Source organism: Candidatus Woesebacteria bacterium, from assembly GCA_016700095.1.
Taxonomy (GTDB): domain Bacteria; phylum Patescibacteriota; class Microgenomatia; order UBA8517; family UBA8517.
In genome coordinates, this window is the sequence record CP065002.1 from 1,009,288 (window position 1) to 1,032,955 (window position 23,668).

General features: G+C 37.3%; 19 protein-coding genes. 3 read left to right on the forward strand and 16 right to left on the reverse strand.

What is annotated here, in order from left to right:
• Positions 1-6: 6 nt before the first annotated feature.
• The 4 genes from IPM62_05025 to IPM62_05040 all read right to left on the reverse strand — a co-directional run bounded on the left by IPM62_05025 (position 7) and on the right by IPM62_05040 (position 6,181).
• Positions 7-1,218: a polysaccharide deacetylase family protein gene (locus IPM62_05025; GenBank protein ID QQS38718.1), complete on the reverse strand. Its 1,212-nt coding sequence runs from the start codon at positions 1,216-1,218 to the stop codon at positions 7-9.
• A 3-nt stretch (positions 1,219-1,221) separates the two neighbouring features.
• The gene (locus IPM62_05030; protein ID QQS38719.1) at positions 1,222-2,415 is read right to left on the reverse strand and encodes a glycosyltransferase family 4 protein; all 1,194 of its coding nucleotides are present in this window, start codon (positions 2,413-2,415) and stop codon (positions 1,222-1,224) included.
• A gap of 173 nt (positions 2,416-2,588) precedes the next feature.
• Positions 2,589-3,695: a hypothetical protein gene (locus IPM62_05035; protein QQS38720.1), complete on the reverse strand. Its 1,107-nt coding sequence runs from the start codon at positions 3,693-3,695 to the stop codon at positions 2,589-2,591.
• A 2-nt stretch (positions 3,696-3,697) separates the two neighbouring features.
• Complete coding sequence (locus IPM62_05040; GenBank protein QQS38721.1) at positions 3,698-6,181, reverse strand: ATP-dependent Clp protease ATP-binding subunit; 2,484 nt, start codon at positions 6,179-6,181, stop codon at positions 3,698-3,700.
• Positions 6,182-6,265: 84 nt separating this feature from the next.
• On the opposite strand from IPM62_05040, the gene IPM62_05045 reads away from it, so the two are divergent.
• On the forward strand, positions 6,266-7,441 hold the full coding sequence (locus IPM62_05045; protein ID QQS38722.1) for a glycine C-acetyltransferase: 1,176 nt from the start codon (positions 6,266-6,268) through the stop codon (positions 7,439-7,441).
• A 1-nt stretch (position 7,442) separates the two neighbouring features.
• Positions 7,443-8,450 carry an NAD-dependent epimerase/dehydratase family protein gene (locus IPM62_05050; protein ID QQS38723.1) on the forward strand — a complete coding sequence of 336 codons (1,008 nt, stop codon included), beginning with the start codon at positions 7,443-7,445 and terminating at the stop codon, positions 8,448-8,450.
• On the opposite strand, the gene IPM62_05055 is transcribed toward IPM62_05050, so the two are convergent.
• From IPM62_05055 to secA, 8 genes are all read right to left on the reverse strand, one after another.
• Entirely contained in the window at positions 8,451-8,906 is a 456-nt protein-coding gene (locus IPM62_05055) for a hypothetical protein (GenBank protein QQS38724.1), read from the reverse strand.
• Positions 8,907-8,950: 44 nt separating this feature from the next.
• Positions 8,951-10,225: a Glu/Leu/Phe/Val dehydrogenase gene (locus IPM62_05060; protein QQS38725.1), complete on the reverse strand. Its 1,275-nt coding sequence runs from the start codon at positions 10,223-10,225 to the stop codon at positions 8,951-8,953.
• Positions 10,218-11,081: a peptidoglycan bridge formation glycyltransferase FemA/FemB family protein gene (locus tag IPM62_05065; protein QQS38726.1), complete on the reverse strand. Its 864-nt coding sequence runs from the start codon at positions 11,079-11,081 to the stop codon at positions 10,218-10,220. The genes IPM62_05060 and IPM62_05065 overlap by 8 nt, the downstream gene beginning before the upstream one ends.
• 39 nt (positions 11,082-11,120) lie before the next feature.
• Complete coding sequence (locus IPM62_05070; GenBank protein ID QQS38727.1) at positions 11,121-11,555, reverse strand: hypothetical protein; 435 nt, start codon at positions 11,553-11,555, stop codon at positions 11,121-11,123.
• A gap of 98 nt (positions 11,556-11,653) precedes the next feature.
• Positions 11,654-12,226 (reverse strand): metal-dependent hydrolase, encoded by a 573-nt coding sequence (locus tag IPM62_05075; protein QQS38728.1) that lies wholly within the window; start codon positions 12,224-12,226, stop codon positions 11,654-11,656.
• Between the two features lie 15 nt (positions 12,227-12,241).
• Positions 12,242-13,252, reverse strand: a complete 1,011-nt coding sequence (gene galE, locus IPM62_05080) for a UDP-glucose 4-epimerase GalE (protein QQS38729.1) — start codon at positions 13,250-13,252, stop codon at positions 12,242-12,244.
• Between the two features lie 54 nt (positions 13,253-13,306).
• Positions 13,307-13,624, reverse strand: coding sequence for a hypothetical protein (locus tag IPM62_05085; GenBank protein QQS38730.1), 318 nt, complete (start codon positions 13,622-13,624; stop codon positions 13,307-13,309).
• A 6-nt stretch (positions 13,625-13,630) separates the two neighbouring features.
• Positions 13,631-16,426: a preprotein translocase subunit SecA gene (secA, locus tag IPM62_05090; protein ID QQS38731.1), complete on the reverse strand. Its 2,796-nt coding sequence runs from the start codon at positions 16,424-16,426 to the stop codon at positions 13,631-13,633.
• 75 nt (positions 16,427-16,501) lie between these two features.
• Here secA and IPM62_05095 point away from each other — a divergent pair, with 75 nt between their 5' ends.
• The gene (locus IPM62_05095) at positions 16,502-17,650 is read left to right on the forward strand and encodes a polymer-forming cytoskeletal protein (GenBank protein ID QQS38732.1); all 1,149 of its coding nucleotides are present in this window, start codon (positions 16,502-16,504) and stop codon (positions 17,648-17,650) included.
• Position 17,651: 1 nt separating this feature from the next.
• Here the strand turns inward: IPM62_05095 and IPM62_05100 are convergent, their stop codons facing one another.
• The 4 genes from IPM62_05100 to IPM62_05115 form a co-directional block, all read right to left on the reverse strand.
• Positions 17,652-18,173 (reverse strand): hypothetical protein, encoded by a 522-nt coding sequence (locus IPM62_05100; protein ID QQS38733.1) that lies wholly within the window; start codon positions 18,171-18,173, stop codon positions 17,652-17,654.
• A complete protein-coding gene (locus tag IPM62_05105) occupies positions 18,170-21,049 on the reverse strand; it encodes a peptidoglycan DD-metalloendopeptidase family protein (protein ID QQS38734.1) in 2,880 nt (959 codons plus the stop codon). Before IPM62_05105 ends, IPM62_05100 begins: the two co-directional genes overlap by 4 nt.
• A gap of 77 nt (positions 21,050-21,126) precedes the next feature.
• Positions 21,127-21,789: a fused MFS/spermidine synthase gene (locus IPM62_05110; protein QQS38735.1), complete on the reverse strand. Its 663-nt coding sequence runs from the start codon at positions 21,787-21,789 to the stop codon at positions 21,127-21,129.
• An 8-nt stretch (positions 21,790-21,797) separates the two neighbouring features.
• Positions 21,798-23,618, reverse strand: a complete 1,821-nt coding sequence (locus IPM62_05115) for an ABC transporter ATP-binding protein (protein ID QQS38736.1) — start codon at positions 23,616-23,618, stop codon at positions 21,798-21,800.
• Between the last annotated feature and the right edge of the window lie 50 nt (positions 23,619-23,668).

Genomic DNA, 23,668 nt, shown 5'->3' on the forward strand with positions numbered 1-23,668 from the left:
TATAAATTAATCTTTGTTTTTCGAATTATCTTTTAATCTAAATTCTAAATCTTTAGTCGCATTCATAAAACTAATAAATGCATCATATGGCGATTCATACGGGCTAAAGTATTTATGCACATCTCCATCAGCAAACCACTTGGTGCACATATAATAAAAGTGATCTGATGTTTGTAATTTTCGCCAGTCGTTTATTATTTTTTTATCGTTGGATGCCAATACTTTATCTTCGAGGCTATAAATATAATTAAGCGCAGATAATTGAATCGAATTGCCTGTCCAAGCCGATAAATCGCGCTCAGTATCTGCCCACGTCACGACACCCGGGACATCCACGACTCCTCGTGCCGGATATCTTTTTGCCGCCTCCGAAGGTGTAATAAAATCATTATCCGGATGCTTGAGTATTTCTTCGGGCATTTTCATCATAAAATCAAAAATACCGGTGTCTTCCCATTGATGTTCACCAAACGTTTCGTAATCCATAAAAAGATTAACCACTTCACCGTTTCCATTTATATTTGATACCCACTGAGCAAATTTCTCCGCTGTCAGTGGCCATTCTTTCCAGGATTTTTCTGAAAATCTAAAGGCGATGTCATCTGACAGTTTATAATTTTTTAAAAGTAACTTAATGTTTTCTGTCCCACTCGGACTGTATACGTAATTTGGACTTCTCCATCCCAGAACTGCATCCCATCCTTCTGCAAGGATTGCTTTGTAACCTGCTTTTTCCGCCCATTGGGCAAGGCTGTTGGTATATGCAAGCTCAGTATTTCTAAAAACTTTGGGTGTTACGCCGAAAAGCTTTTTAATGGTTTTTGTATGTAATTTAACTTGACTTTCAAATTCATCCATTGAATAAAAATAAGCAAGTGAGTGATAATATGTTTCCGACAAAATCTCCACCTTTCCCGTGTCGATTAACTCTCTGAATGACTTAAGAACCGAAGGGTCGTATTCCAAAAGTTGTTCCAAAAAAATTCCGGTAAATGAAAAACTCAATTTAAATTTTGGATATTTTTTTAACAGTTTGAGAAATACTTTGTTTGTGGGGATATACGATTTTCGAGCAACCTTTTCAATTATTTTCTTATTATTTAGATCGGATTCTGACGCGTCATTAAAATACTCATGGTCATAACCCACGTCAAATATTCGATACTTTTTAATCCTTCTTGGCTGATGAACATGTAAATATAAACAGATTGACGACATTTTTTATTCAAAGATGTGGTAAACATCCAAGCATTTGTTGGCAGCGCTATCCCAGGTGAGATTTCTCAGTTCTTTTGTACTTTCACACAATAAATCTTTTCTCAGTGAGGAATAGCTAATCGCCGCGAGGATTTTGTTTGCCATTTCATCCGTATCCCAGAAATCTACTTTCAGAGCGTGACTAATCACTTCAGAAACTCCGGATTGCTTGGAAATTATCACCGGCGTACCGTTGGCAATCGCTTCAAGAGTGGTAAGCCCAAACGGTTCGGAAACACTTGAGAGTACAAAAATATCTGCCGACTGATACATCTGGTCTTTTTCTTCACCTCGAAGAAATCCAGTAAACATAACATTTTTAATTATTCCCAGGTTAACGGCTTCACTCATCATTTGGCCTTGCATGTCACCCGATCCTGCAACGACAAAAATTACTTTTTTATCATACTTTAATACCTTTGCGGCTGCTTGGATAAAATATTCCGGGCCCTTCATTAGAGATATTCTTCCCAGAAATAATACTATTTTGTAGCCATATTTTTTCATATCTCCCAATACCGACGGCATTTTCTTTTTCGTAACCTCATTCACACCATTGTGAATAACTTTAACTTTCTTGGGGTCTACGTTGTACTTTTCGACCAGAATGTTTTTAGTGAAGTTGCTGACTGTAACTACACAATCGGCTTGCTCGACACCCTCTTTCTCAATAGCGTAAACTGCCGGATTCAGACCAGTTCCACCTGTCCGGTCGTATTCGGTAGCATGTATGTGTAAAACCAGAGGAATTCCAAGAATTTTTTTAGCTTCGATCGCTGCAGGTGTTGTCAACCAATCGTGAGCATGAATCACATCGAATTCTCCACTCTTTGTTAATTCAGTTATTAATTCTTTCATTTTATCGGCATATTTCAGCACATTGTCAACGTAATCATGTGGTGTAAAGTTTAGCTTGCGACCTTGGTATGTCCTATATGAGAGAAGTGTTGTATATGGATTAAGCATTTCTTCACCAAGCGGCATTACGTCCGCAAATACCAATTTCATAAAATTAGCAATTACATCCACCTTCTTGGGTAAGACAAATGTTATATCGACTCCCTTTTCGGCTAGTGATTTGGCAAGACCAAAACACGCCTTGCCCAATCCACCACTATTGTGAGGGGGCAACTCCCAACCTATCATTAATACTCGCATAATATTTTACTCAATACTTCCATTCACGTATGTGTAGGTTAAATGATACGACAACAAAGAAGCTGTTTATTGCTCCTTATTCCAGACTATACTTTTTTGAGGGTCTTGGCAACTGATATTATCGACAAGTGCTATGTTGATAACACTAAATTAAGAGACTATATATAAGTAAATCAATTCGAATCATTTTCTGGTAAAAGAATTTGCGGAACCGGTATTTGTACTGGCACACCGTAGTCCGATAGACCAATTTCGACCTGAATCTCGGAAATTAAATCGGAGTTTTTTACCGGATCGGACACTATATCAAAACTAATCATATATAGAAAGCCATCTTCACCTATCCAAGCTTTTCCGTTTCTAATACTGTAACTATCAGTTTGGTAAATTTCTCCAAATATTTCACCGACCAAATTCCTTGCAAGTGGAAATTGTCTGATCAAATCCGCAACATCACGCATAGTGGTATCAAAAACAAAATAGTTGACGTTTTTCCCGTCAAGAACTTCTTTACGAATTCTTTTTACTTTAACTTCTATATTTTGTGATTGATCTTCAATTTGAAACGGATTCGAGTTATCAAGATCATTATTTATTAACCAGTTATTGCTCTCATTTTCATCAAAAAAAACTCCTGTTGCTTCTGGCCAATCAAAGCGATAATAAATTTTATCCTGAACTATTACTGCTTGACCTTTTAACTTGGATGAAGTCACGAGTGGACTTGATAGCTTCAAGTCAATATCTGAGGAGATCATCTTTGTTGCTTTGTCGATTTGACCTGTCATTTCAAGAAAATAACTTTGAGTATTATTCGCCAAGTCTACCAAAGCATGTGTAAACGACCCAACCGATTCCAGATCATCTTTCCCTATGCTCTTGTCGGTAAATGTTGCATTAACGCGAATCTGATAACTTAATGATGCTGTTTCGGTAATATTTTTTGAAGCAACATAAAACGCATCCTGAGGATTAGTTATAAAGTTCTCTCGCGCATATCTAATATAAAATACGGACGTCACGAGGAAAAATAATGATCCAAAGACAAAATAGTAAATTAGCATTTTTGATGCCGATACTTTTTTGCGGGTATACTGTTCTTTCACACTTTCAAACGTATCGGACACGGTCATGAAGTATTTAGAGTAGATATTATTGAAAGCTTGTTCAACATCTTCGTTTTTCCAACCTGCATTTTTAAGTTTAAGCCTTAATTCGGCAGGAGACGTGTCTTTTGCCATTTGCTTTCTGATATATACAAGAAGTTCTTTGGTAACCATTGTTATTTATTATACTTTCCGAGATTTTCTAAGCTAAATTCTTCCTTGCCACTTCCGGGTAATACCCTAATGACATCTCCGCTAACAATTTCCCCTTTTAGAATTGCTCTTCCGAATAAATCTCCCAACGTCAAATTGACGATTCTCGACATAGGCCTTGCACCAAAAGCCGGATCAAATCCATCATGAGCAATTTTTTCAAGCAAGCTGTCTGTTATTTCCAGGTAGATATTATGTTCTAGCAGATTTTTTGAGAATTTCGTCACGAGCATTTTGGCAATTTTCAACAGGTATTCTTCCTTCAACGGTTCATAAACGACCACGCCATCAAAACGATTTAGTAATTCAGGTGAAAATATTCGTTCTTTTAAGACATAATCAATAACAGAAGTTTGCAGATCTTCACCCTTTATTCCTTGAGCTACCAGTTCACGGATATATTCGGCTCCTGCATTTGAAGTTCCAATTAAAAATAAATTTCTTCCAATAACAAGTTTCCCAAAGGCATCAGTCATTTGCCCTTCGTCAAGCAAGCGTAAAAACAGATTAAAAATATCATTGCTTGATTTTTCGAACTCATCAAGAAGCAGTAAACTTGCAGGTCTATTTTTTATGGCGGTAGTCAAAGTTCCGGGTTGATTTCTGTCCACAGAGCCAACCAACCTTTCAAAACCTTCTTTGCCGGCATAATCAGCCATGTCAAAACGTAGAATTTTATCTTCCCCGCCGAAATAAACTCGTGACAAAACTTTAGCTGTTTCTGTTTTTCCTACACCGGTTGGACCAAGAAAAAGAAATGAACCGATTGGTCGTCGGGAGTCTTTGGAAATCGTCCGTGCACGGAGACTTTTTGCAATTAAATTAACAGCCATTTCTTGGTTAATAAGTCCCTCGTGGATTATCTCTTCAAGCGAACCCAGTTGTTTTTTCTCGTCGTCAGTTAAACGCGTAAATGATATGCCGGTTTTTTCTGCCATGACCTTATCGACATCGCCAACAAGAACCGTCTTTTTCCTTTCTATTTGTTCAACATACAAAACAACCGCCTCTAATAGCTCAAGTGCTTTTTCCGGAAATGGCGTTTCTGTCAGATAATTATCGGATTCGTCCATTATCTTTCTGATTGCCGGAATTGTGATTACCATATTTTTTCTTTTTTCAAGTTGCACGGCAACATCCAGTGTAATTAAGGTTGCCTCCTCTTTGGTCGGTTCTTTAATTTCAATTGTTTCGAGATACTTTTTGAGTCTGTTATTTCGGACTATATATTTCTCGTATTCATCCGGAGTTGTAATTACAATTAACTGCAAATTCTTTTTTTCAAGTAACATTTCAAAAACATCCGTAAAATCAACACCTTCCGCATCTTTATTTATCAGACGGTGGAAATCTCGAAACATGAGAATAATGTTTCCTGCGTAAGCAACTTCTTTAAGAACCAGAGTTAAGAGAGCTTTCTTGAAATTAATGTCGGCAGATTCGGACAGTAATGTATTCAAATCAAACCCAAGTATTCTTCGATATGCCATTTTTTGACCCAACTGACCAATTGAAGCTCGTCGTGCAAATTCCAATACTACCGTCTTTTTTCCGACACCTGGTTGCCCAACCAATACCACACCCGATCCCCCATTTAAAGACCGTTCCATGCGAGAAACTTCCTGCTCTCTTCCGACCAACCTATAGGAAAAAGATCGGTTTATACCTAAATCTTCAACGTATTTGTTTAAATTCGGAGTATACCCAAACATGGTTTCAAGCCCCACACTTGCTCTCCCCTCGGTTTGCGAGATAACTACACTTTCATCTTCCCTCATTTTATCCCACAGCGAAGCCGCTAAACACAGATCCTTATCAGTAAAACCAAATTCTCTAAAGAATTGATCCGACCATAGTTTTTCGTCAACCAATCGCCTGATAATTTGTTCGAAGTTTGGTACAACCAAATCGCCAAATGCAATTTCTTTTCGGACTGCATTTTCTAGAATTGTTTTTACATCAACACCAATGTGCTCCAAAACAAATTCACCCGCTTTGCTAACAAATATCGCCTCAATCGGATCACTTTGCGAATTTTGTATTTGATTAAGCAAAGCTTGCGCATAACGCACCGGATCTTTTGACCAACGAACGTATATCGGAACACTTAAAAACGGAAGTACAAACCAGGCAAAAAGACCAAAGATACCTCCCAAAAAAGTAAGAAAGATAAGAACCAATCCTGCCAAAAACAACGAGATCCTCACAATCGCTCCGATAATCCTGGAAATTAGATTGAAACTAATTTTTTCAAAAATCTTTTGAAGATCAAAACCGGGAGATTCCTCTAAATCAATCAGTCTTTTCCAGGGAGAAAATGCCGTACGGATTAAAAATGGAAGCGAAAAATATTGGATGATCGAATCGAAAGAATTAAACCAATTTGTAACATAAATCTCCAACCCCTTTGTGTAATGCCATGGCAAAAATATCAGAATTTTATCCATACTTTATGTTATCACAAACACATCATAAGGTACGTGTGTTAAACACGCTTGCATTGAGGTGTACAATATACATATTCGTAAATTATGAACAAACTAATTTGGATCGACAAAGAAATCGCACGACTTCAAAAAGAAGGTTTAATTACAAAAATTAGAACAATCGAAAGTCCGATCGGTGGCCACATTCGGATAAACGGCAAAAACCTAATTAATTTTTGCTCAAATAATTATTTAGGTTTAGCAAATAATCCGCGAATAAAAAAAGCGGCAATTAATTCAATAAAAAAATACGGAGTTGGTCCGGGAGCCGTCAGAACGATAGCGGGTACAATGTCGCTTCATGATCAACTGGAAAACGCCTTGGCAAAATTTAAAAAATGTGAAGCGGTTATCGTATTTCAATCAGGGTTTACTGCAAATCTCGCTACCATACCTGCACTTGTTGGCAAAGAAGACACAATATTTTCCGATGAATTAAATCATGCGAGCATAATTGACGGGTGCCGGTTGAGTGGAGCACAAGTGACTAGATATGCACATAACGATCCGAAAGATTTAGAGGCAAAACTTAAAACATGCAAATCCGACAAACGCTTAGTAATAACCGATGGCGTTTTCTCGATGAACGGAGATATCGCACCACTTGATAAATTGCAAAAAATAGCCAATAAATATAAGGCTTTGATTATGGTTGATGATGCTCACGGCGAAGGTGTACTTGGGAAAAACGGACGTGGTATTGTTGATCATTTTAAATTACATGGAAAAGTTGATGTCGAAGTTGGAACAATGAGCAAAGCTTTCGGCGTTGTTGGTGGATATGTAGCGGGAAGTAAATCGCTAATTGCATGGTTAAAGCAAAGAGGTAGACCATTCTTGTTCTCATCGGCATTAACCGTCCCCGATACGGCGGCAAGTATTGAAGCCGTAAAGATACTTCAGAAATCGGATAAGTTGGTAAGTAAACTTTGGAAAAATACCAAGTATATGAAAGAGGGCATGGTTAAATTGGGTTTTGATATTGGCAAATCCGAAACACCGATAATTCCCGTTATGCTGGGTGAAGCTAAGGTTGCACAAGAATTTAGTAAATTATTGTTTGAAGCTGGTATTTTTGCAATGGCCATTGGTTATCCGACAGTACCTCAGGGCATGGCAAGAATCAGAGTCATGAATTCAGCAACACATACCATAGACGATTTAAATAAAGCTTTGCATGCTTTTGACGAAGTCGGCCATAAACTAAAAGTAATTTCATAAGATGGACAAAATTATTCTAATAACAGGTGTATCCGGAGAGGTAGGGATAGGCCTTCTGGACAAATTAAGTAAATCGACAACCAAAGTTGTCGGATTGGATGTCAACGAAGTTAACAAAGATTATCGTAATAAGCTTTTTAAGTTTATTAAACTAGATATCACGGATAGCGGCGAATTAGACAAACTTTTTGCCAAATACAAATTTGATACCATTTACCATCTAGCCGCACTTCTTTCCACCTCGGCAGAAAAAAACCCCGAGAATGCTCACAAAATAAATGTCGATGGAACGTTTAACTTACTTACACTCGCCAATAAATATGCCCAAAAAAGGAAAAGTGTAACCAAGTTCATCTTTCCTTCAACTATTGCCGTTTACGGTATGGGGAATTTAAAGAACAAAAATAAATTTACGAGTGTTAAGGAGAATGAATTTTTAACTCCTATTACCATGTATGGTGTAAATAAGTTGTACTGTGAAAGTTTGGGTAATTATATCAGCAATTACTACAAGCTACTGGAAAACAACAAACGATATTTGGATTTCCGGGCGGTTCGATTTCCCGGATTACTAAGCGCTCTGACCACGCCAACGGGTGGAACCAGTGATTACGCCCCCGAGATGATTCACTATGCAGCCAAAGGCGAGAGTTACGCATGTTTTGTAAGAAATACCTCAACAATTGGCTTTATGGCAATGCCGGATGCGGTGAACGCTTTACTCACTATTGCATCCTCCAGCAAAAACCGTTTAACGCAATATGTTTACAACGTCGCATCATTTAGCGTTTCGGCTGATGAAATCAAAAAACAAGTCGAAAAGTACTTTCCCGGTGCAAAAATTTCTTATCGAATAGACGCCAAACGCCAGTCGATTGTTGACAGCTGGCCTCAATCAACAAATGATCAAGCAGCAAGACGCGATTGGAACTGGAAACCAAAATATACTTTCTCAAAAACTTTCGGAGAGTATTTAATTCCAACCATTAAATTAAAATACCAAAAATAATTACAAGCGGTTTAACCACTTATTCCCCAGGTAAATTGAAGCAATGATGCTGATCACCATAATACATTGCCAATATATCTGATACACAAACCAAATTGAATCGTTGTGAAATATCTTTAGTAATCTCGGAAATCTCTCTACCGGATTTCTCACCTTGTCTGAATATTGCTGATTTAACCAGTAAAGAGTTTCACCTAAACCTCTGACACCCCAAAACACACAATATATCAATAGAAAAAGTATCCAATCTTGTAGTACTAGAGAAATTACAGCACCGATAACCCAAAAAATTCCAAAGACAACCGCATCAGCCCATACAAAAGCACCAATAATATTAATAGGCAGAAAGGTTCCATGAGTATTTTTCCGATATTTGCATTCATAATAACCCCTGACAAAAAAGACAAAGGCAACGAAAGCAAAAATGTATATCAAGACAAATTGCCAGTTAGTCATAGTTGGTTAATTGAAAAATTATAAATTTGATCATTCCAACATCATCAAACTCTTCCGCGGAGAATCATTGCATCAATTATTCTTTTGATACCCGAAATATATGCGGCTTTTCGGTACGTGATTTTTTTATCTAGTTTAATGGAATGAATTTCATTGAAGGATTTAGATAAAATACTTTTGAGTTGTTCATTAACATATTCTTTCGTCCACTTATATCCGTAAAGGTTTTGAACCCATTCAAAATAGCTTACCGTTACACCACCGGCATTACTTAGGACATCGGGTAATATATCTATTTTGTTAGTACTTAATATCTCATCAGCTTCAGGAGTCGTCGGCCCATTTGCCAATTCGAGAACAACCTTTGCTCTGACACTGCGTGCAGTATGTTCGTTGATGACATTTTCAAGTGCTGCTGGAACTAATACATCAACATCTAATCCGATTAGCTCTTCATTTGATAAAAGCGTTTTGGAATTTACTTTGCCAACTTCCTGTAAAGATCCTAAAGCTTTTTTACCTTGCATCATTTTTTCCGGATTTAATCCTTTTTTATCAAATATCGCACCTGAAGAATCGGATACGCACACAATTTTATAACCGGCGGCATACGCAAGTTGAGAAAACCAATATCCGACATTACCAAAACCCATAACTGCTATTTTTGTCTCTTGGGCCTTCATTTTGTAGTTACGAACATATTCATCGAGAACAAACAGTCCGCCTTGTCCGGTTGCTTCGTTTCGCCCCAAGGAACCACCTAAAACAATAGGTTTACCTGTGAAAGCCGCAGGTTCTTGGTGACCCAAGGCTTCTTCGTAACTTTCCAAAAACCATGCCATTGTTTGACTGTCGGTATTAACATCCGGTGCAGGAACATCAACCCATGCACCAATAAATGACTCCAGCCATTTAGCATATGCTTTTGATAATTTTTCGTTTTCGGACAAACTAAGTTTCGAAGGATCAACACAAACACCCCCCTTTCCACCACCAAACGGAATATCAACAACAGCACACTTCGTCGTCATCCACATAGCAAGAGCTTTTACCTCGTCTTCATTAACCTTTTCATGAAACCTAACGCCGCCTTTAAACGGACCGCGTGCGTTATTGTGTTGCATTCTGTAAGCTTTGAAACTCTTCGACTTGCCATTGTCTAATTTAATCGTAAGATTTTTTTTATGTATCTTCTGAGGAACCTTGAGCAGTTTAACAGCATTGGAGAACTTTTTTTTATCTTGATAATCATTAGCAATTAAGTCAACGATATCATCCAGTTGTTTTTTAGCAGTATTGTAAGGATTTGAATTAATCATGTGTCCTATTATATACCATTGGAAGTTTATACGGATTGTAATATTTCGAATAAATACCCGGGTAGTCAATCACTTCACCTCCAAAACTTTTTTTGAATCGCGTAAAACCTTTCCATGATTTAAGAGGGTATCGTTCATCAAATATCCCTTCAAAATCAAAATAATTATTTTGTTTTTCTTTCGAATAAAGAATCGCATTCCAGGCAAGAAATGTAGGTGCAGATAACTTCTTGCCTTCCTGGGTTGAATACGCATACATGTAATACCCGACCTTGTTTGAAAATATAAGCAATATGCCACCAACATTATTTGTATTTAAGTTTGCGAGTAACACATGTGCACGTTTTCCAAATGATGCATAAATGTTATTTATTTCACGCTTCTGTGAAATCCACATACCCCTTTCTTTGGCGCAATTCTGCCAATTTCGAGCAAATAATTCGATATCTCGTGAAATACCTAACGACAATCCTTTACGTGTCGACAAGCTGACGTTGTATCTAGTTTTATAATGCATATCGGTAAGCAGTTCCTTCTCGGATTTATGTAGATTGATTCGTATTGTTTTGGTGGGCAAAGAAGGTGTTTTACACACAACAAATCCATGGTTTAAATAATATACGGATTGCTCTTTGGTGCGTGGTTCGACATAAACCAAAAAACCACGGCGTTTAACACACACTGAACTTATTGCTTCATTGGGAATGATTTTTGAAGGTCGTTGTATCTTTATTATCGACAAACCCAGAAACGGGAGTTTCTTTGAATATATATAGTCGTTACCTATCTCATCAACATTCCAATTAAGAGTCGTTAGATAATTGGCGAATTTGGCATCTTGTCTTATATCCCACATTAGACAATTGTACAACCTCAAAAAGTTTATAGTGAAGTATTAGTTAGACAATTCCCCGATCATGAAATTTTTTAGCGTGTCTTTTGCCCTATCGGAATGAGGAGTGCCTGATCCCATCGGTCTGGTATTAAATAATTGTGTCGCATCAATGCCACACCCTTCTACAATCGCATCGCCGCCGGGATGTTTTTGGTCGGCGATAAATTTAGTTACATCATAAACGTTATTATCAATTACTAACCAGCAGTCTTGGGGATTATTGTGTTGTTCTATTTGAGAAATTGTATACACATCAGTTTCACTAGCTTGTTCTTCGTTTTGATCATTGGCTTCCAAGACATTTGTCTGTAACTCCTCGCTTCCTATTTTTTCAGTAACAGCCGTGTTGTTTTCATTATCACTATTTACATAATAAAAATATCCCCCAACAACGGTAAGTAGTAATACACCAACGATAACAAGTTTGCTTTTCATTTAGATTAGCCATCTTACTGAATGAAAATATCAATTGCAAGTTTCAATTTGATATTCGGAAAGTTAAAATACTATTTTGTGATATGTTATTTATAAAATTAATGTACTTGTCTCAGGATGGATACCAGTTCGGCATTAAATACATAACTAATGAAAACAATATAAATTCCCACTACGGGAAATACCAAATACTTCTCCTGCCATTTGCCGGTTGTAATTCTTAGTGCACGTATTGGCGGAAAACCCAATTCAAATCCGATCGGAAAAAATAACGGTAGACCTTCTTTTGTCAAACTGTCAGCAATCAAATGAGATATGTAGCCTATCATGATACTAATCGTAAGCAAATTTACATCCACCATGTGAGAATTAATAAATTTCGGCAATGCATAGTCAAGCAATTTATATATCAAAAACATCCCAACCAATGAGTGGGTAAGTGTTCTGTGTTTGTAAAATATTTTTCGAAATACTTTTGCCAGGTGGTCACCAAGAGGCAGTAAATCCCAAAGTCTGTTCCCTGCTTGATCCATGTCGGGTATAAGCGCACCAACAATATTTCCCACAAGACATGACATTAAAGTTATCAGATTAATCCCACTTGGCGGGGATATCCCGGCAACCGTTAGAAGTGAAGCAAATGCAAACACATCATGCGTACGAGCAGTCATGAAAATAGTATAACACTAGCTACGCCACCCGGTAGGTTGTTTGCCATACCAAGCAATCAAAGATTTAATTGAGTCACTAACATTTCTTTGTGGTTTCCAATTTAGTATTTTTTCTGCCTTTTTGATATCGGCGATCATTTTGGTTGCCTCACCTTTTCTTTTCTCCCCTGCTTTGAGATCAAATTTTTTTCCTGTCAATTCTTGAACCACCTTGACAATTTCCAATACCGAATTCCCCTCACCGGTTCCCAGATTAATAATTTCATTTTTTCCATCCTTCTCTAAATACTCAATTGCCTTTAGATGGGCTTCATTGAGATCAACTACATTCACATAATCTCTAATCGGCGTAGAGTCGGGTGTGTCAACTTGTGGACATGTTAACAAAAATTCTTCAATACCTAACGCCCCGCGGACAGCGTTTTGTATTAATAGGACAGATGGCTTTTTGGAATCTCCAATCAAACCATCATCGCTTGCACCACAAACATTGAAATACCTTAAAATTACATATTTTAAGCCTCTGGTTTTTCCATGCCATTCGATTATTTTTTCGGTAATTAATTTTGATTCTCCATATGGACTCTCAGGTCCGGTTGGGTGTTTGTCGTCAATGGGAATATACTGTGCCGGTGCATATACTGTACATGTTGACGAAAACACAATGTTAGTCACATTATTGGCAAGCATAGTTGTCAACAAATTTTGTGTTCCGCATACGTTATTCGTAAAGTACATCTCTGGCTTTTCCATTGATTCGCTTACTAAACAATATGCTGCGTAATGGAGGACTGATTTAATTTTATTGTTTTCAAAAATATCCGTTAAATCATCGTGCAGATCTCTTTTATAAATCGACAAACTCTCTTTTCCAAACATGTCCTGGAGAAGTTTGAGCGGTTCCTCGTAACCTCGACTAAAATTGTCCAAAGCGACTACTTTGTAACCTTTTTGTAAAACAAGATAAGTTGCAACACTACCAATATACCCCCCGGCGCCGGTTATGAGAATTTTTGATTTATCCATAAATTATGTTAATAATATGTGCCATTCAAAAAAAACAACATGCTCCGCACGTCGTTAATACTTTTTCGAATATTCAAAATACAATTTTTCACGATCATCCTCAATTTTTTTTAGTTGTTTTTCCACATTATGTTTGGCAATCTCTAAATTCGGTTTTAGTCTTAAATCAATAGCCCGATCCATTTCCGCCCATTGCATTAACAATTGCTTCCTTCTATTGTCTAATCCTTCTTTAATATACTGTAATTGTGCATGGTAACTAAGACCACTCCATTCCTTACACAAGGACAGTACTTCGGGGTCATATTCACCCAGATCAACAGCTTTTTGAATTGACATGTTCTCACTATTGTCTTTCCTTTTGGTTGTCATAAAAACTCATAAATTATGATACGGTGCATTGATTAGACCGCATTTTTTATATTTATATGGTTTTCCCGTATTTGGATTAATAGCTCCACATGGACATGGATCATTTCTACCTGGAGCCTTTGAGCTAACTTTTTTGTTCTCATGCGATTTGTTGGCAAGTGCATTTTGTATCTGCTTTGAAGAACTTGGTCTGAAAGCTGGTTTTCCCGCCAGTGCTGTGAAATCGGCATCTCCCGACAAACCGGTATTGTCCGAAGCATCGACATTTGTCCTCGCCATTTCAAGCGGAATCTCGGACTGGAAACGTGACGTAACTTGCGTCCTAAACAATCTGTTTGTTAATTCAGCATCGATACGATCAATTAAACCTTCAAAGGCACTGAAGGCTTCATTTTTAAATTCTGCCTTTGGATCCCTTTGAGCCGCACCTCGAAGTCCAACCGCCGTCCTTAAACCATCAATAAAGTCTATATGCTCTATCCACAAGTGGTCGATTGAACTAAGATAGGAATACTTTTCGATTTGGCGCATTACCTTGTCACTAACTTGTTTTTCCCGCGAGGAGTATACATCGGATACGACTTTCATGATAAGTTCTTTTCTGTCATTGTCCGATTTCCTTTTTTCAAGTTCCATTTTCACCCTATCTCGCGATGCTTCATCAAAAGGAATGATATCAAGTAAATTTACAACCGCTTTTTCGCTGTCAAATTTTCCGGAGCTTGACGATAGAACAATAATTTTTTCAATTTGCTTTTCTAGTTTCTCATAAATTTCATCTTTTATATTTTCCGATTCAAGAATCTTGTTTCTCAGTTTATACACAATGTCGCGTTGCTGGTTTGCCACATCGTCATACTCAACCACATTTTTGCGGGTATCAAAATGGGAACCTTCCACTTTTACCTGAGCCTGTTCGATTGCACGAGAGATAAGCTTGTTTTCAATTGGCTGATCATCCGGCAATTTTAATCTATCCATTAATGACCTGATTTGATCTCCGCCAAAAACCCTCATCAAGTCATCCTCTAAAGATAAATAAAATCTCGTAGATCCTGGGTCACCCTGCCTTCCCGACCGACCTCGCAACTGATTGTCTATTCTTCTTGATTCATGCCTTTCCGTCCCAATCACATGTAGTCCACCTGCCTTAATAACTTTCTCGTGGTCTTGTTTCCATTTTTTGTAGGCTTTAGATTCTTTATAAACACTCTCGTTCTGATTATCTTGTCTTTCTGGTTTTGAACCTCCGAGCACAATATCGACACCGCGTCCCGCCATATTAGTTGCAACAGTAATCGCTCCCGGCTTACCGGCACCTGAAATAATCAAGGCTTCTTTCTCGTGGTTTTTCGCATTTAAAACATTATGGTCGATTTTTTTTCTTTTTAAGTAAAGACTAATGATTTCGTTTTTTTCAATCGACGTTGTTCCGACCAAAACAGGCTGACCGATTTTTCTTTTCATCTCTATTTCTTCCACGATCGCTTGGTGCTTTGCCTTCAAAGTTTTATACACCAAGTCCGACATATCTTCTCGTGCAACCGGTTCGTTTGTCGGAACGACAACTACATCACGATTATAAATTTTCCTAAATTCTTCAGCCTCAGTTGCGGCAGTTCCGGTCATTCCCGATAACACCTCATACATACGAAAATAATTCTGGAATGATATTGTTGCCAATGTCTTGCTTTCTTGTTGAATATGCACCTTTTCTTTTGCTTCAACAGCTTGATGCATGCCATCATTCCAACGCCTTCCGGGCATCAAGCGACCCGTAAATTCATCAACTATCACCACTTGACCTTCCTGAATAACATACTCTTTATCCAGACGATAAAGGGATTTTGCCCGAAGCGCGTTTTCAATATGATGAATCGTTGTATAATCATTTTCGTACAAATTATCGACACCCATCAGTTTTTCTACTTTAGTAATTCCCTGCTCGGTTAAACTGGCACTTCTCGTTTTTTCGTCAACCAAGTAATCAACATCCGGTTTCAATTTGTCGACCATGCCGGCAAATTGCACATACTTTTCAGTAGGCTCGGTGTCAGGAGCTGAAATAATTAAGGGGGTTCTAGCCTCATCGATTAGGACAGAATCAACCTCGTCAACGACTGCATAATAATGGCCACGCTGAACCTTGTCTTCCAAGCTTTGAACCATATTGTCACGTAAGTAATCAAATCCAAATTCATTATTTGTTCCATATGTGATATCTGCAGCATAAGCTTCTTTTCGCCCACAAGGTTTCAAGTGCTGAAGTCTTTCGTCACCATGAGTTTTGTCAATAAAATTGATATCAAAAATAAGTGATTTTCCTTCCTGAACAATTACCCCCACACTTTGCCCCAACAAGTGAAACGCAGGAGCATTCCAACCAGCATCACGTCTGGCAAGGTAATCGTTAACAGTCACAAGATGAACACCCTTGCCGGCTAAAGCTCGCAAATACAAAGCGGGAACCGCAGCAAGTGTTTTGCCTTCACCGGTTTTTTGCTCGATTATTTTTCCCTGGAAAAGTGCTACAGCGGCCATCATTTGCACGTCGTAAGGATATAAACCGATTCTACGCAAAGAAGCTTCTCTTGCAAGCGCCATCCCTTCAACAACAATACTCTCGAGGGATTCACCTTTGTCTAATCTGTTTTTGAATTCTAATGTTTTTCTGGGAAAGTCGCTATCTTTAAGTTTTTTACAATCGCTTGACAGTTTATTTATCTCGTCGACCGTTTTCTGTAATTTATCTAATTCCTTTTTATTTACATCCAGAAATTTGCTGAAAACATTTGTAAACATAACAATACATTGTACCAAATCATTTGGTGCGTGGCTATTGACCAAACTAAGTATTCTAAATAAAATGATAACTATATGAAAAAATTCAGGTTATTTATCGTCCTTTTACTTTTATCACTGGTCGTGCCAATTACTACCACCGCTATTTACGCCCGTGATCATTCGGAGTCTCCTAAAATTACCTCACTTTCTCAGGATAAGGTAATAGATGGTGACTATTTGGCATTTGGTGAGCGTGTAGAAATATATGGTACGGTAAATGGTGATGTATATGCAGCCGGAGGAATAGTAATAGTACAAGGAAAAATAAACGGAGATGTTCTCGTCGCCGGTGGCGAAGTTATCATTGGAGGAAGTGTGAGTCAAAACGTTAGAGTACTCGGTGGAAACGTTAGTGTAACAGGTGACGTAGGGCGCAATCTATCTTTTGGAGCAGGAAATGTTAATGTGACTGAATCCGCACATATACTTGGAAATATAGTCGGGGCAAGTGGAAATACATATTTGTCGGGTCGTATCGATGGTGACATAAAAACTGGTAACGGAACTCTCACGCTGTCAAATGTTGTTGGTGGTAATGTGGAATCAAATGTCGAAGACTTAAGACTTACCTCAAAAGCTTCTGTTACCGGAGATCTGACTTACTGGAGCTACTATGACGCTTCAATTGACGAAACTGCAACAGTAGGCGGTACGGTTACGAAAAAAGTATCCATTGTTCCATCCACACCACAAGACGACCTTGCAATAGCAAAAACGGTTAATCATGGATTTCGCGTTTATTGGTTTGTTAGTACATTCTTGTTTGGCATAATATTTGTAAAATTGTTCTCAAAATGCATATCAAATATAGCTAATGTAATTGATAAAAAGCCTTGGCTTAGTTTGGGGTATGGTTTCGTGTCTTTTATTATGCTTCCAATATTAATTATATTAGTTTTTATCACCATCGTCGGCATACCAACGGCAACATTTTTAATGTTTGCTTATTTCATGGCACTTTACCTTGCTAAATTCTTTACAATGACGTGGGTTGGGGCACTTATTTTGAAGAAAATAAATAAAGCACAAACACCAATGAAAATGTTTGTAGTAGGTTTTCTCGTTTATTCGATTCTTAAGGTTATTCCTGTTGTTGGATTTTTATCATCCCTTGGTTTCCTGCTCGTTGGCTTAGGGTCACTGCTACTTTATTTCAAACAAACACACTTTGAGAAGAAGTAAATCAGGGAAGATATTTAAATGATTTAGCGATTCGGTCAAGATCCTCATACATTTCTTCATCCTCGGTGGATAGGATATATACATCACTATTTATAAATATAAAATATGACTTAACATGTTTATCAATATCTGTATAATGACTAATTCTCGCAGCACTTTCGTATCCGTCTATCATTTCTTCAATAGTAAGTGTATTTTCAATATTTCTAAGTGAATCATGGTACGACAGATAGTCAATTAAGTTCGCATGATTAGTGCTATTTCGAATTATCGATATTTTATTATTACTATTTATTATATCTACACTTGCTACGGATTCAGTTACATCATATTCGCTAGGTACCACTATGCTGAAATTTAAAACATTTGACGATGTAAAGGTTTTTGTTTCTTTCCCGGATGACACCTCACGCGTTGGTGAAATGTTGTTTTCGTTGTTTTTGTTTGTATCAAATAAATGAAAACTAAATACCAAAACGGAAGTAACAATAATTGAAAGGGCTAGTAAAATTCTTTTGTTCATTCTCTTTCAACTTTTAAACTACCATTATTAGAAGTTATTGACAACATCGACAAACCATCGTTCGTCTCGATTTTACTTGAAACAGATGTGTCAATTACCAAAGTCTTGTTTTTAAGCGGTTGATATACTAATTTAATTAGATTGTTACCCAACAACCACGATTGGCCAAAAACAATGATCTTTCCCTTTTTTGTATCGTACACAGTTGAGAAATAATTATTATTGATGTTTACTGTCTCTTCGTGATCATATGTAATTGTATCTATACTAAAACCATGAATTAATAGTAGGTTCATTTCATATACATCGACTTCGATAAAATTACCGGCAATGTCTGTTGCCCGATATCTAGCTTTTCCAAATTTTTTGTTTTCTCTGATTATTTGATCATTTCCGCCAGTCGGAATAACCTTGATTCTTTCAGTTATCCGATCGAAATATACTCTTATTTCGGGATTGGTTTTGTCGATATTAAATTCAATTATTTTACTCTCCTCGACATTACCCGCTTTATCGACCGAGTAATACTCAATTACATAATGGCTTTCGCTATCAAATTCCATTTCACCAACATACTCTTTCCAATCACCGTCGTTTAGCTTATAGGCTGTATAATCCACCCCCGAAAAGTTATCGGTTGCATCTAATTGCACTCTTACGTTTGAGGAATACCAATTCCCCTCTCCTTTTTCACCCACGATGTCAATCGCTGTTTGTGGTTTATCGATATCGTTTTTATCTCCCATAAGTGCAAAGTACGTTAAATGATTTATCTCGATCCACGCAATTTTCTCATTCTGGTTTATCTGTGTAACTTCTTTATCCCAGTTGGTTCCGTCATTACTTGAGTAAATTGCAAGAGTATCTAAATTGTAATCCGTGGTATCAAAACTACTGAAATCAAAATATATTTTAAACGGACTATCAAAGTGAGTAATACTATCTCCTTCTTGTGTTATTGCAACCAAGCTAACTGCCGGGCCGATTGATTCTGTTGTTTGTGACAATACGACTATCGGAGATGAATTCATATTCAAACGAAAGTTAGTCGAATACGAATTCTCCGGGAACACAACTTTAATTTGTTCCATCTGAACTTCTTTTCCTGTCGATGGAACATTTTCTTTCTTACCAGTCAAATCGTGCGACCATAAATATTCACTTGCTATTCCAGTTTTGACAACTCCATTTAGTGTAAATGTGTAATTTGTCCATGGGTCAGGTATGTCTCCCAACCAACCAAAGGGATCAACAATACCATCGGGAATATTGTCATTAAACTGTCCGTCGGCATTTTTATCTTTGATTACCATGAAATGAATATGTGCTCCATTTTGACCCACCGGCATGGTGTTTCCACTAAAACCGACTTGTCCAATTTTTTGTCCTTTTATAACACGCACGCCTTCTTGTAGGTTACTGGTGATTAATCCTTCGTCCATCAGATGATAGTATCGGGACTGATAGCCGTTTTCATGGTCGATGTAAACCGCATTGCCGCAAGCCGCACAGGAATTTGTATATGTAGCTATTCCACCCGCTGCTGCAAGTATATTATCACCGTAATGAGCACCGGCTTTTCTACCCCAATCATAACCGTCATGACTTGAATAGTTGATATTGAGATCAATCGATGACCTGAAAAACGGCAGAACTGAAGATCTTGCGCTTAAAGGTTCCTCCAACACATGTCTCACACTTAATAACGGGTATTCATGATCGAAGTAAGAATTTATTGCAAGAGCTGCTTGCGAAAAACTTAAATTATCGCTTGTGTAGTCCCACGGTAAATCCATAAAACCTGGTGTATTATCCGGTGGTGTTTCCATACCTTCAAACTTGAGAGCAGTTACCCCTCCATTTGTGTTTACTCCAAAAATTAACCCCTTTCCTAAAGCTAACTTTTGAAATTTTGCACCATCCTGAAGATATGTATCAACTAATTGCGGATCGAATGGGTTAGTTACATCAACAGCAGTTATTCCATATCTTGTCGATGCAACAAATACAAAATTATCTAATCCTTCTATATATCTTGAATCTGACGGAATAGTTAACGATGATACTTGACTTATATTCCCAAAATCAGATAAGTCATAAACTCTCAAGGCACTCTCTTGTATCGGTATATACCCATAATTGCCAATTTTATAAATACCGACAGGATGATGATTAGCTAATTGACCAGGTGGCAAATCTTTAGTCGTTACAACAAAAGGCATTGCAGGATTGGAAATATTTATAACATAAAAACCACCGGTCGCACTTGTAATAATCACCAAATCCCCCAATACCTCCAGGTCATTAAAGGTAAGTCCATTTCTTGGAGTGTATTTTGGATAAACAACCGGGTCATGAATATCTGAAAAATCAACAATTGAAAGGTTGCCCACAGTATAAACCATATTTCCTACAACTTTTATTTCTTGCGTACCAATTGCGCCTCGGGGGAGTGATTCATCGAGCAACTTGTGGGGATTTGCAAATTCAGAAAAATCGATTATATCCATGCTGTAATTACAATCGTAATCACCCTGAGTTACATAAGCCCTTTTACCTACAGCATCTATCGCTTTAAAGCTACACCCTGGCTCTACGTACTCTGCTACTTTTGTAATCTGATCCTCGTTGTGGATTTGGAATACCTCTATTTTTTCAACCGCCGCAACATACAGATATTCTCCTTCAACGTCAGCATCATTTACATTGGTCGAATACTCACCTATATATGTAAACGGGGATGCTTCAACCGATGTCGGTGTAAGTAATGCAAAAGAAACTTGAAGCAATAAAAAGAAAATATATACAAGCGGTGTATCCCACAATATCTTCCATACATGCCACAAGGTGGCAAACATTTGTCTCTTTGGTTTCATAAGAAAAGTTTGGTTACCTCTAGTCTAAGCACTAAAAATAATCCGTGTCAATAATTAAAATTTATGTATATGAAGATTTAAACTATGTTGCTACAAATAAACATTATATTTGCTTCTGGCCGAACAGCACGAACTTTTGAGAATACATTTTGTAAAATCTTTTTAAATTTATCGGCAATCTCTCGATTGTTTTTTCCATATAATCTGTTAAAAACACTAATACCTTCATTGCTCATAATTGCTTTAACACTTTTTACAAACTTTAATGTATTGAATTGCTCGGGAACGCTTGCACCAACATACATATCAACACATATCAGGTCGTACTTATTGCCATTTTTTTTCGTCTCTTCAATAAATGAAATCGCATCTTTGATCCTTACTTTCGCCCCACTTTCCTCCCAATTCAAATATTTTTTTCCAAATTTTACCATGATCGGATCAATGTCAATTCCAATAATCTCTGCCTTTGGCCAATGCTTACGGACCATATGCGACATTCCTCCTCCTGCAAATCCAAGTATCAAAACATTTTTGGGCGGATTTGATTTGGTAATCTTTTTGACTTCCACAAGCGGCTTCATCCAGATTTTTTTGGCAAGACCTCCTGATTGTGGTAAGCCACCTGCAAAGATACTTACTCCCCAGAGCAATTCTTTAACAACAGTTATTTCACCATTAACTTTTGAATTTTCTTTCTCGAGTATTTTTCTACCTGCCAAATAATCAATTGCACTCATATTACTATTTACATTTTGTAACTATCAGCCTGTAATTTAAAAAGTCTAGCATATTTACCATTTTTAGCCATTAAGAAACTATGCGTCCCCTTTTCAATAATTCTCCCATCATCTAGTACAAATATCCTGTCGGCTATCTTTACAGTAGAAAATCTCTGTGTCACAAAGATTAATATCTTCCCTTTGGTTGATTCCTTTAATTCTTGAAATATTTTTTCCTCGGCTTCCGGATCTACATTACTAGTCGGTTCATCAAGTATGATTACATCGGCATTTTTTCTAAACAACATTCTGGCAATACCAAATCTTTGCCATTGTCCAATCGACGGCTGCACACCGTGCTCAAATTCAGGTGATACAGGATTATTGTATTTTAAAGGTAATTTTTCGATAAACCTGTCAATTCCCGACTTTTCGGCAGCTTTTTTAATTTCGTCGATGTTGTCGATATTTTCGATGTCACCAAATCCAATCGCTTCTTTGGCAGAAAATGGATAAAGTTCAAACATTTGAAATAAGATGGCTAGCCTTTTACGCCAGCTGGTTAAGTCAATATTTTTTATATTCTCTCCGGAGATAAGCACTTGACCTTTTTGAGGATCGTAAAATCTTCCAAGAAGTTTGATTAAAGTAGTTTTTCCGGCACCATTTTCACCTACTATCGCGATTTTCTCCCCAGCTTTTATATGAAAGTCAATGTCTTTTAATATCCAATCGGAGCTTTTCTTATATCTAAAAGAAACGTTATTAAATTCGATTTTGTTTACCGTATCAATTTTTATAGCGTCGGGATTATCCTTCTCTATCTTGGGTTCTAGATTCAAAAACCAAACCAGGTCTTTCACGTAAATATAATTTTCAAAAATATCAAGGAAGGCATATACCAGACCGGATAAGTTTGAACGTGCGGATCTGAAAGATTGTATATAGAGCTGAAAGCTACCTAGAGTAATGGTCGATACTAATACAAGTATTGCCAGATATATATAAGTCACGAACTCCACTATAATTAAGGGAATATCTGTATATGACCGCGCTTTTTCGCGTTTGGTTGAATGATCAATTTCCTTCTGCAATACGAAGTTAAAAATGTTATGCAATTTGTTTGATAGATGGTCAGACAAATTGAGAACTTTTAATTCCATGTAGTTATTGTTCCCTGATAGATAATATTCGAGCTTTCCCCAAATTCTCCTGTGATAGGATAATTCTTTGTGTAATTCATAATCTTTCTTGATATATTTCGAATGGGCGAAAAACTTCGGTAATGAAAACACGACTATCGCCAAAGAAACAATGGGATTTACAACTAACAAAACAACAAGTGCCGTAATAAAACCTACAAGGTAATTAGGAATATCGGAAAAGGCAAACATCAAACCCCAAGCCCTCCTTCCCGCCTCTTTCTGAATCCTCTCAAAACGATCCCGATATTTCGGACTCTCGATCATCGACATATCAATTTGGGTAAGTTTCTTCCCAATTAAGGCTGTCAATTCAACGTCCAATATTCTTGATAAATTTCTCTGGAACAATCTATTAAATCCACTAAGTGTATTTCTGGTTAATTCAAGTACAAGATAAGCGAAAATAATAAATCCGATCGGTATCAAAACGGCTTGAAGATTACCGTTTCCAATACCCTTAATTAGGTTATCGATCATTAATTTTTCTAAATAAAATCCTGGAACTGACGAGAAACCCCACAAAGCGTTAAGGAGTATTACACTGACAAACATTTTCGGCCGTGTTCGGTACACGATTATAGCTATGTTTTTGAGTGTAAATATTATTTGAGAAAATCTGCTACTTATATGTCGGCTTGCCATATATTGATAATATCATTATCTCAACGTAAACACCTTAAGTGTTGATTATA

Coding starts and splice junctions, on each gene's coding strand:
- IPM62_05025 (QQS38718.1), bottom strand. CDS start 1,218: ATGTCGTCAATCTGTTTATATTTACATGTTCATCAGCCAAGAAGGATT.
- IPM62_05030 (QQS38719.1), bottom strand. CDS start 2,415: ATGCGAGTATTAATGATAGGTTGGGAGTTGCCCCCTCACAATAGTGGT.
- IPM62_05035 (QQS38720.1), bottom strand. CDS start 3,695: ATGGTTACCAAAGAACTTCTTGTATATATCAGAAAGCAAATGGCAAAA.
- IPM62_05040 (QQS38721.1), bottom strand. CDS start 6,181: ATGGATAAAATTCTGATATTTTTGCCATGGCATTACACAAAGGGGTTG.
- IPM62_05045 (QQS38722.1), top strand. CDS start 6,266: ATGAACAAACTAATTTGGATCGACAAAGAAATCGCACGACTTCAAAAA.
- IPM62_05050 (QQS38723.1), top strand. CDS start 7,443: ATGGACAAAATTATTCTAATAACAGGTGTATCCGGAGAGGTAGGGATA.
- IPM62_05055 (QQS38724.1), bottom strand. CDS start 8,906: ATGACTAACTGGCAATTTGTCTTGATATACATTTTTGCTTTCGTTGCC.
- IPM62_05060 (QQS38725.1), bottom strand. CDS start 10,225: ATGATTAATTCAAATCCTTACAATACTGCTAAAAAACAACTGGATGAT.
- IPM62_05065 (QQS38726.1), bottom strand. CDS start 11,081: ATGTGGGATATAAGACAAGATGCCAAATTCGCCAATTATCTAACGACT.
- IPM62_05070 (QQS38727.1), bottom strand. CDS start 11,555: ATGAAAAGCAAACTTGTTATCGTTGGTGTATTACTACTTACCGTTGTT.
- IPM62_05075 (QQS38728.1), bottom strand. CDS start 12,226: ATGACTGCTCGTACGCATGATGTGTTTGCATTTGCTTCACTTCTAACG.
- galE (QQS38729.1), bottom strand. CDS start 13,252: ATGGATAAATCAAAAATTCTCATAACCGGCGCCGGGGGGTATATTGGT.
- IPM62_05085 (QQS38730.1), bottom strand. CDS start 13,624: ATGACAACCAAAAGGAAAGACAATAGTGAGAACATGTCAATTCAAAAA.
- secA (QQS38731.1), bottom strand. CDS start 16,426: ATGTTTACAAATGTTTTCAGCAAATTTCTGGATGTAAATAAAAAGGAA.
- IPM62_05095 (QQS38732.1), top strand. CDS start 16,502: ATGAAAAAATTCAGGTTATTTATCGTCCTTTTACTTTTATCACTGGTC.
- IPM62_05100 (QQS38733.1), bottom strand. CDS start 18,173: ATGAACAAAAGAATTTTACTAGCCCTTTCAATTATTGTTACTTCCGTT.
- IPM62_05105 (QQS38734.1), bottom strand. CDS start 21,049: ATGAAACCAAAGAGACAAATGTTTGCCACCTTGTGGCATGTATGGAAG.
- IPM62_05110 (QQS38735.1), bottom strand. CDS start 21,789: ATGAGTGCAATTGATTATTTGGCAGGTAGAAAAATACTCGAGAAAGAA.
- IPM62_05115 (QQS38736.1), bottom strand. CDS start 23,618: ATGGCAAGCCGACATATAAGTAGCAGATTTTCTCAAATAATATTTACA.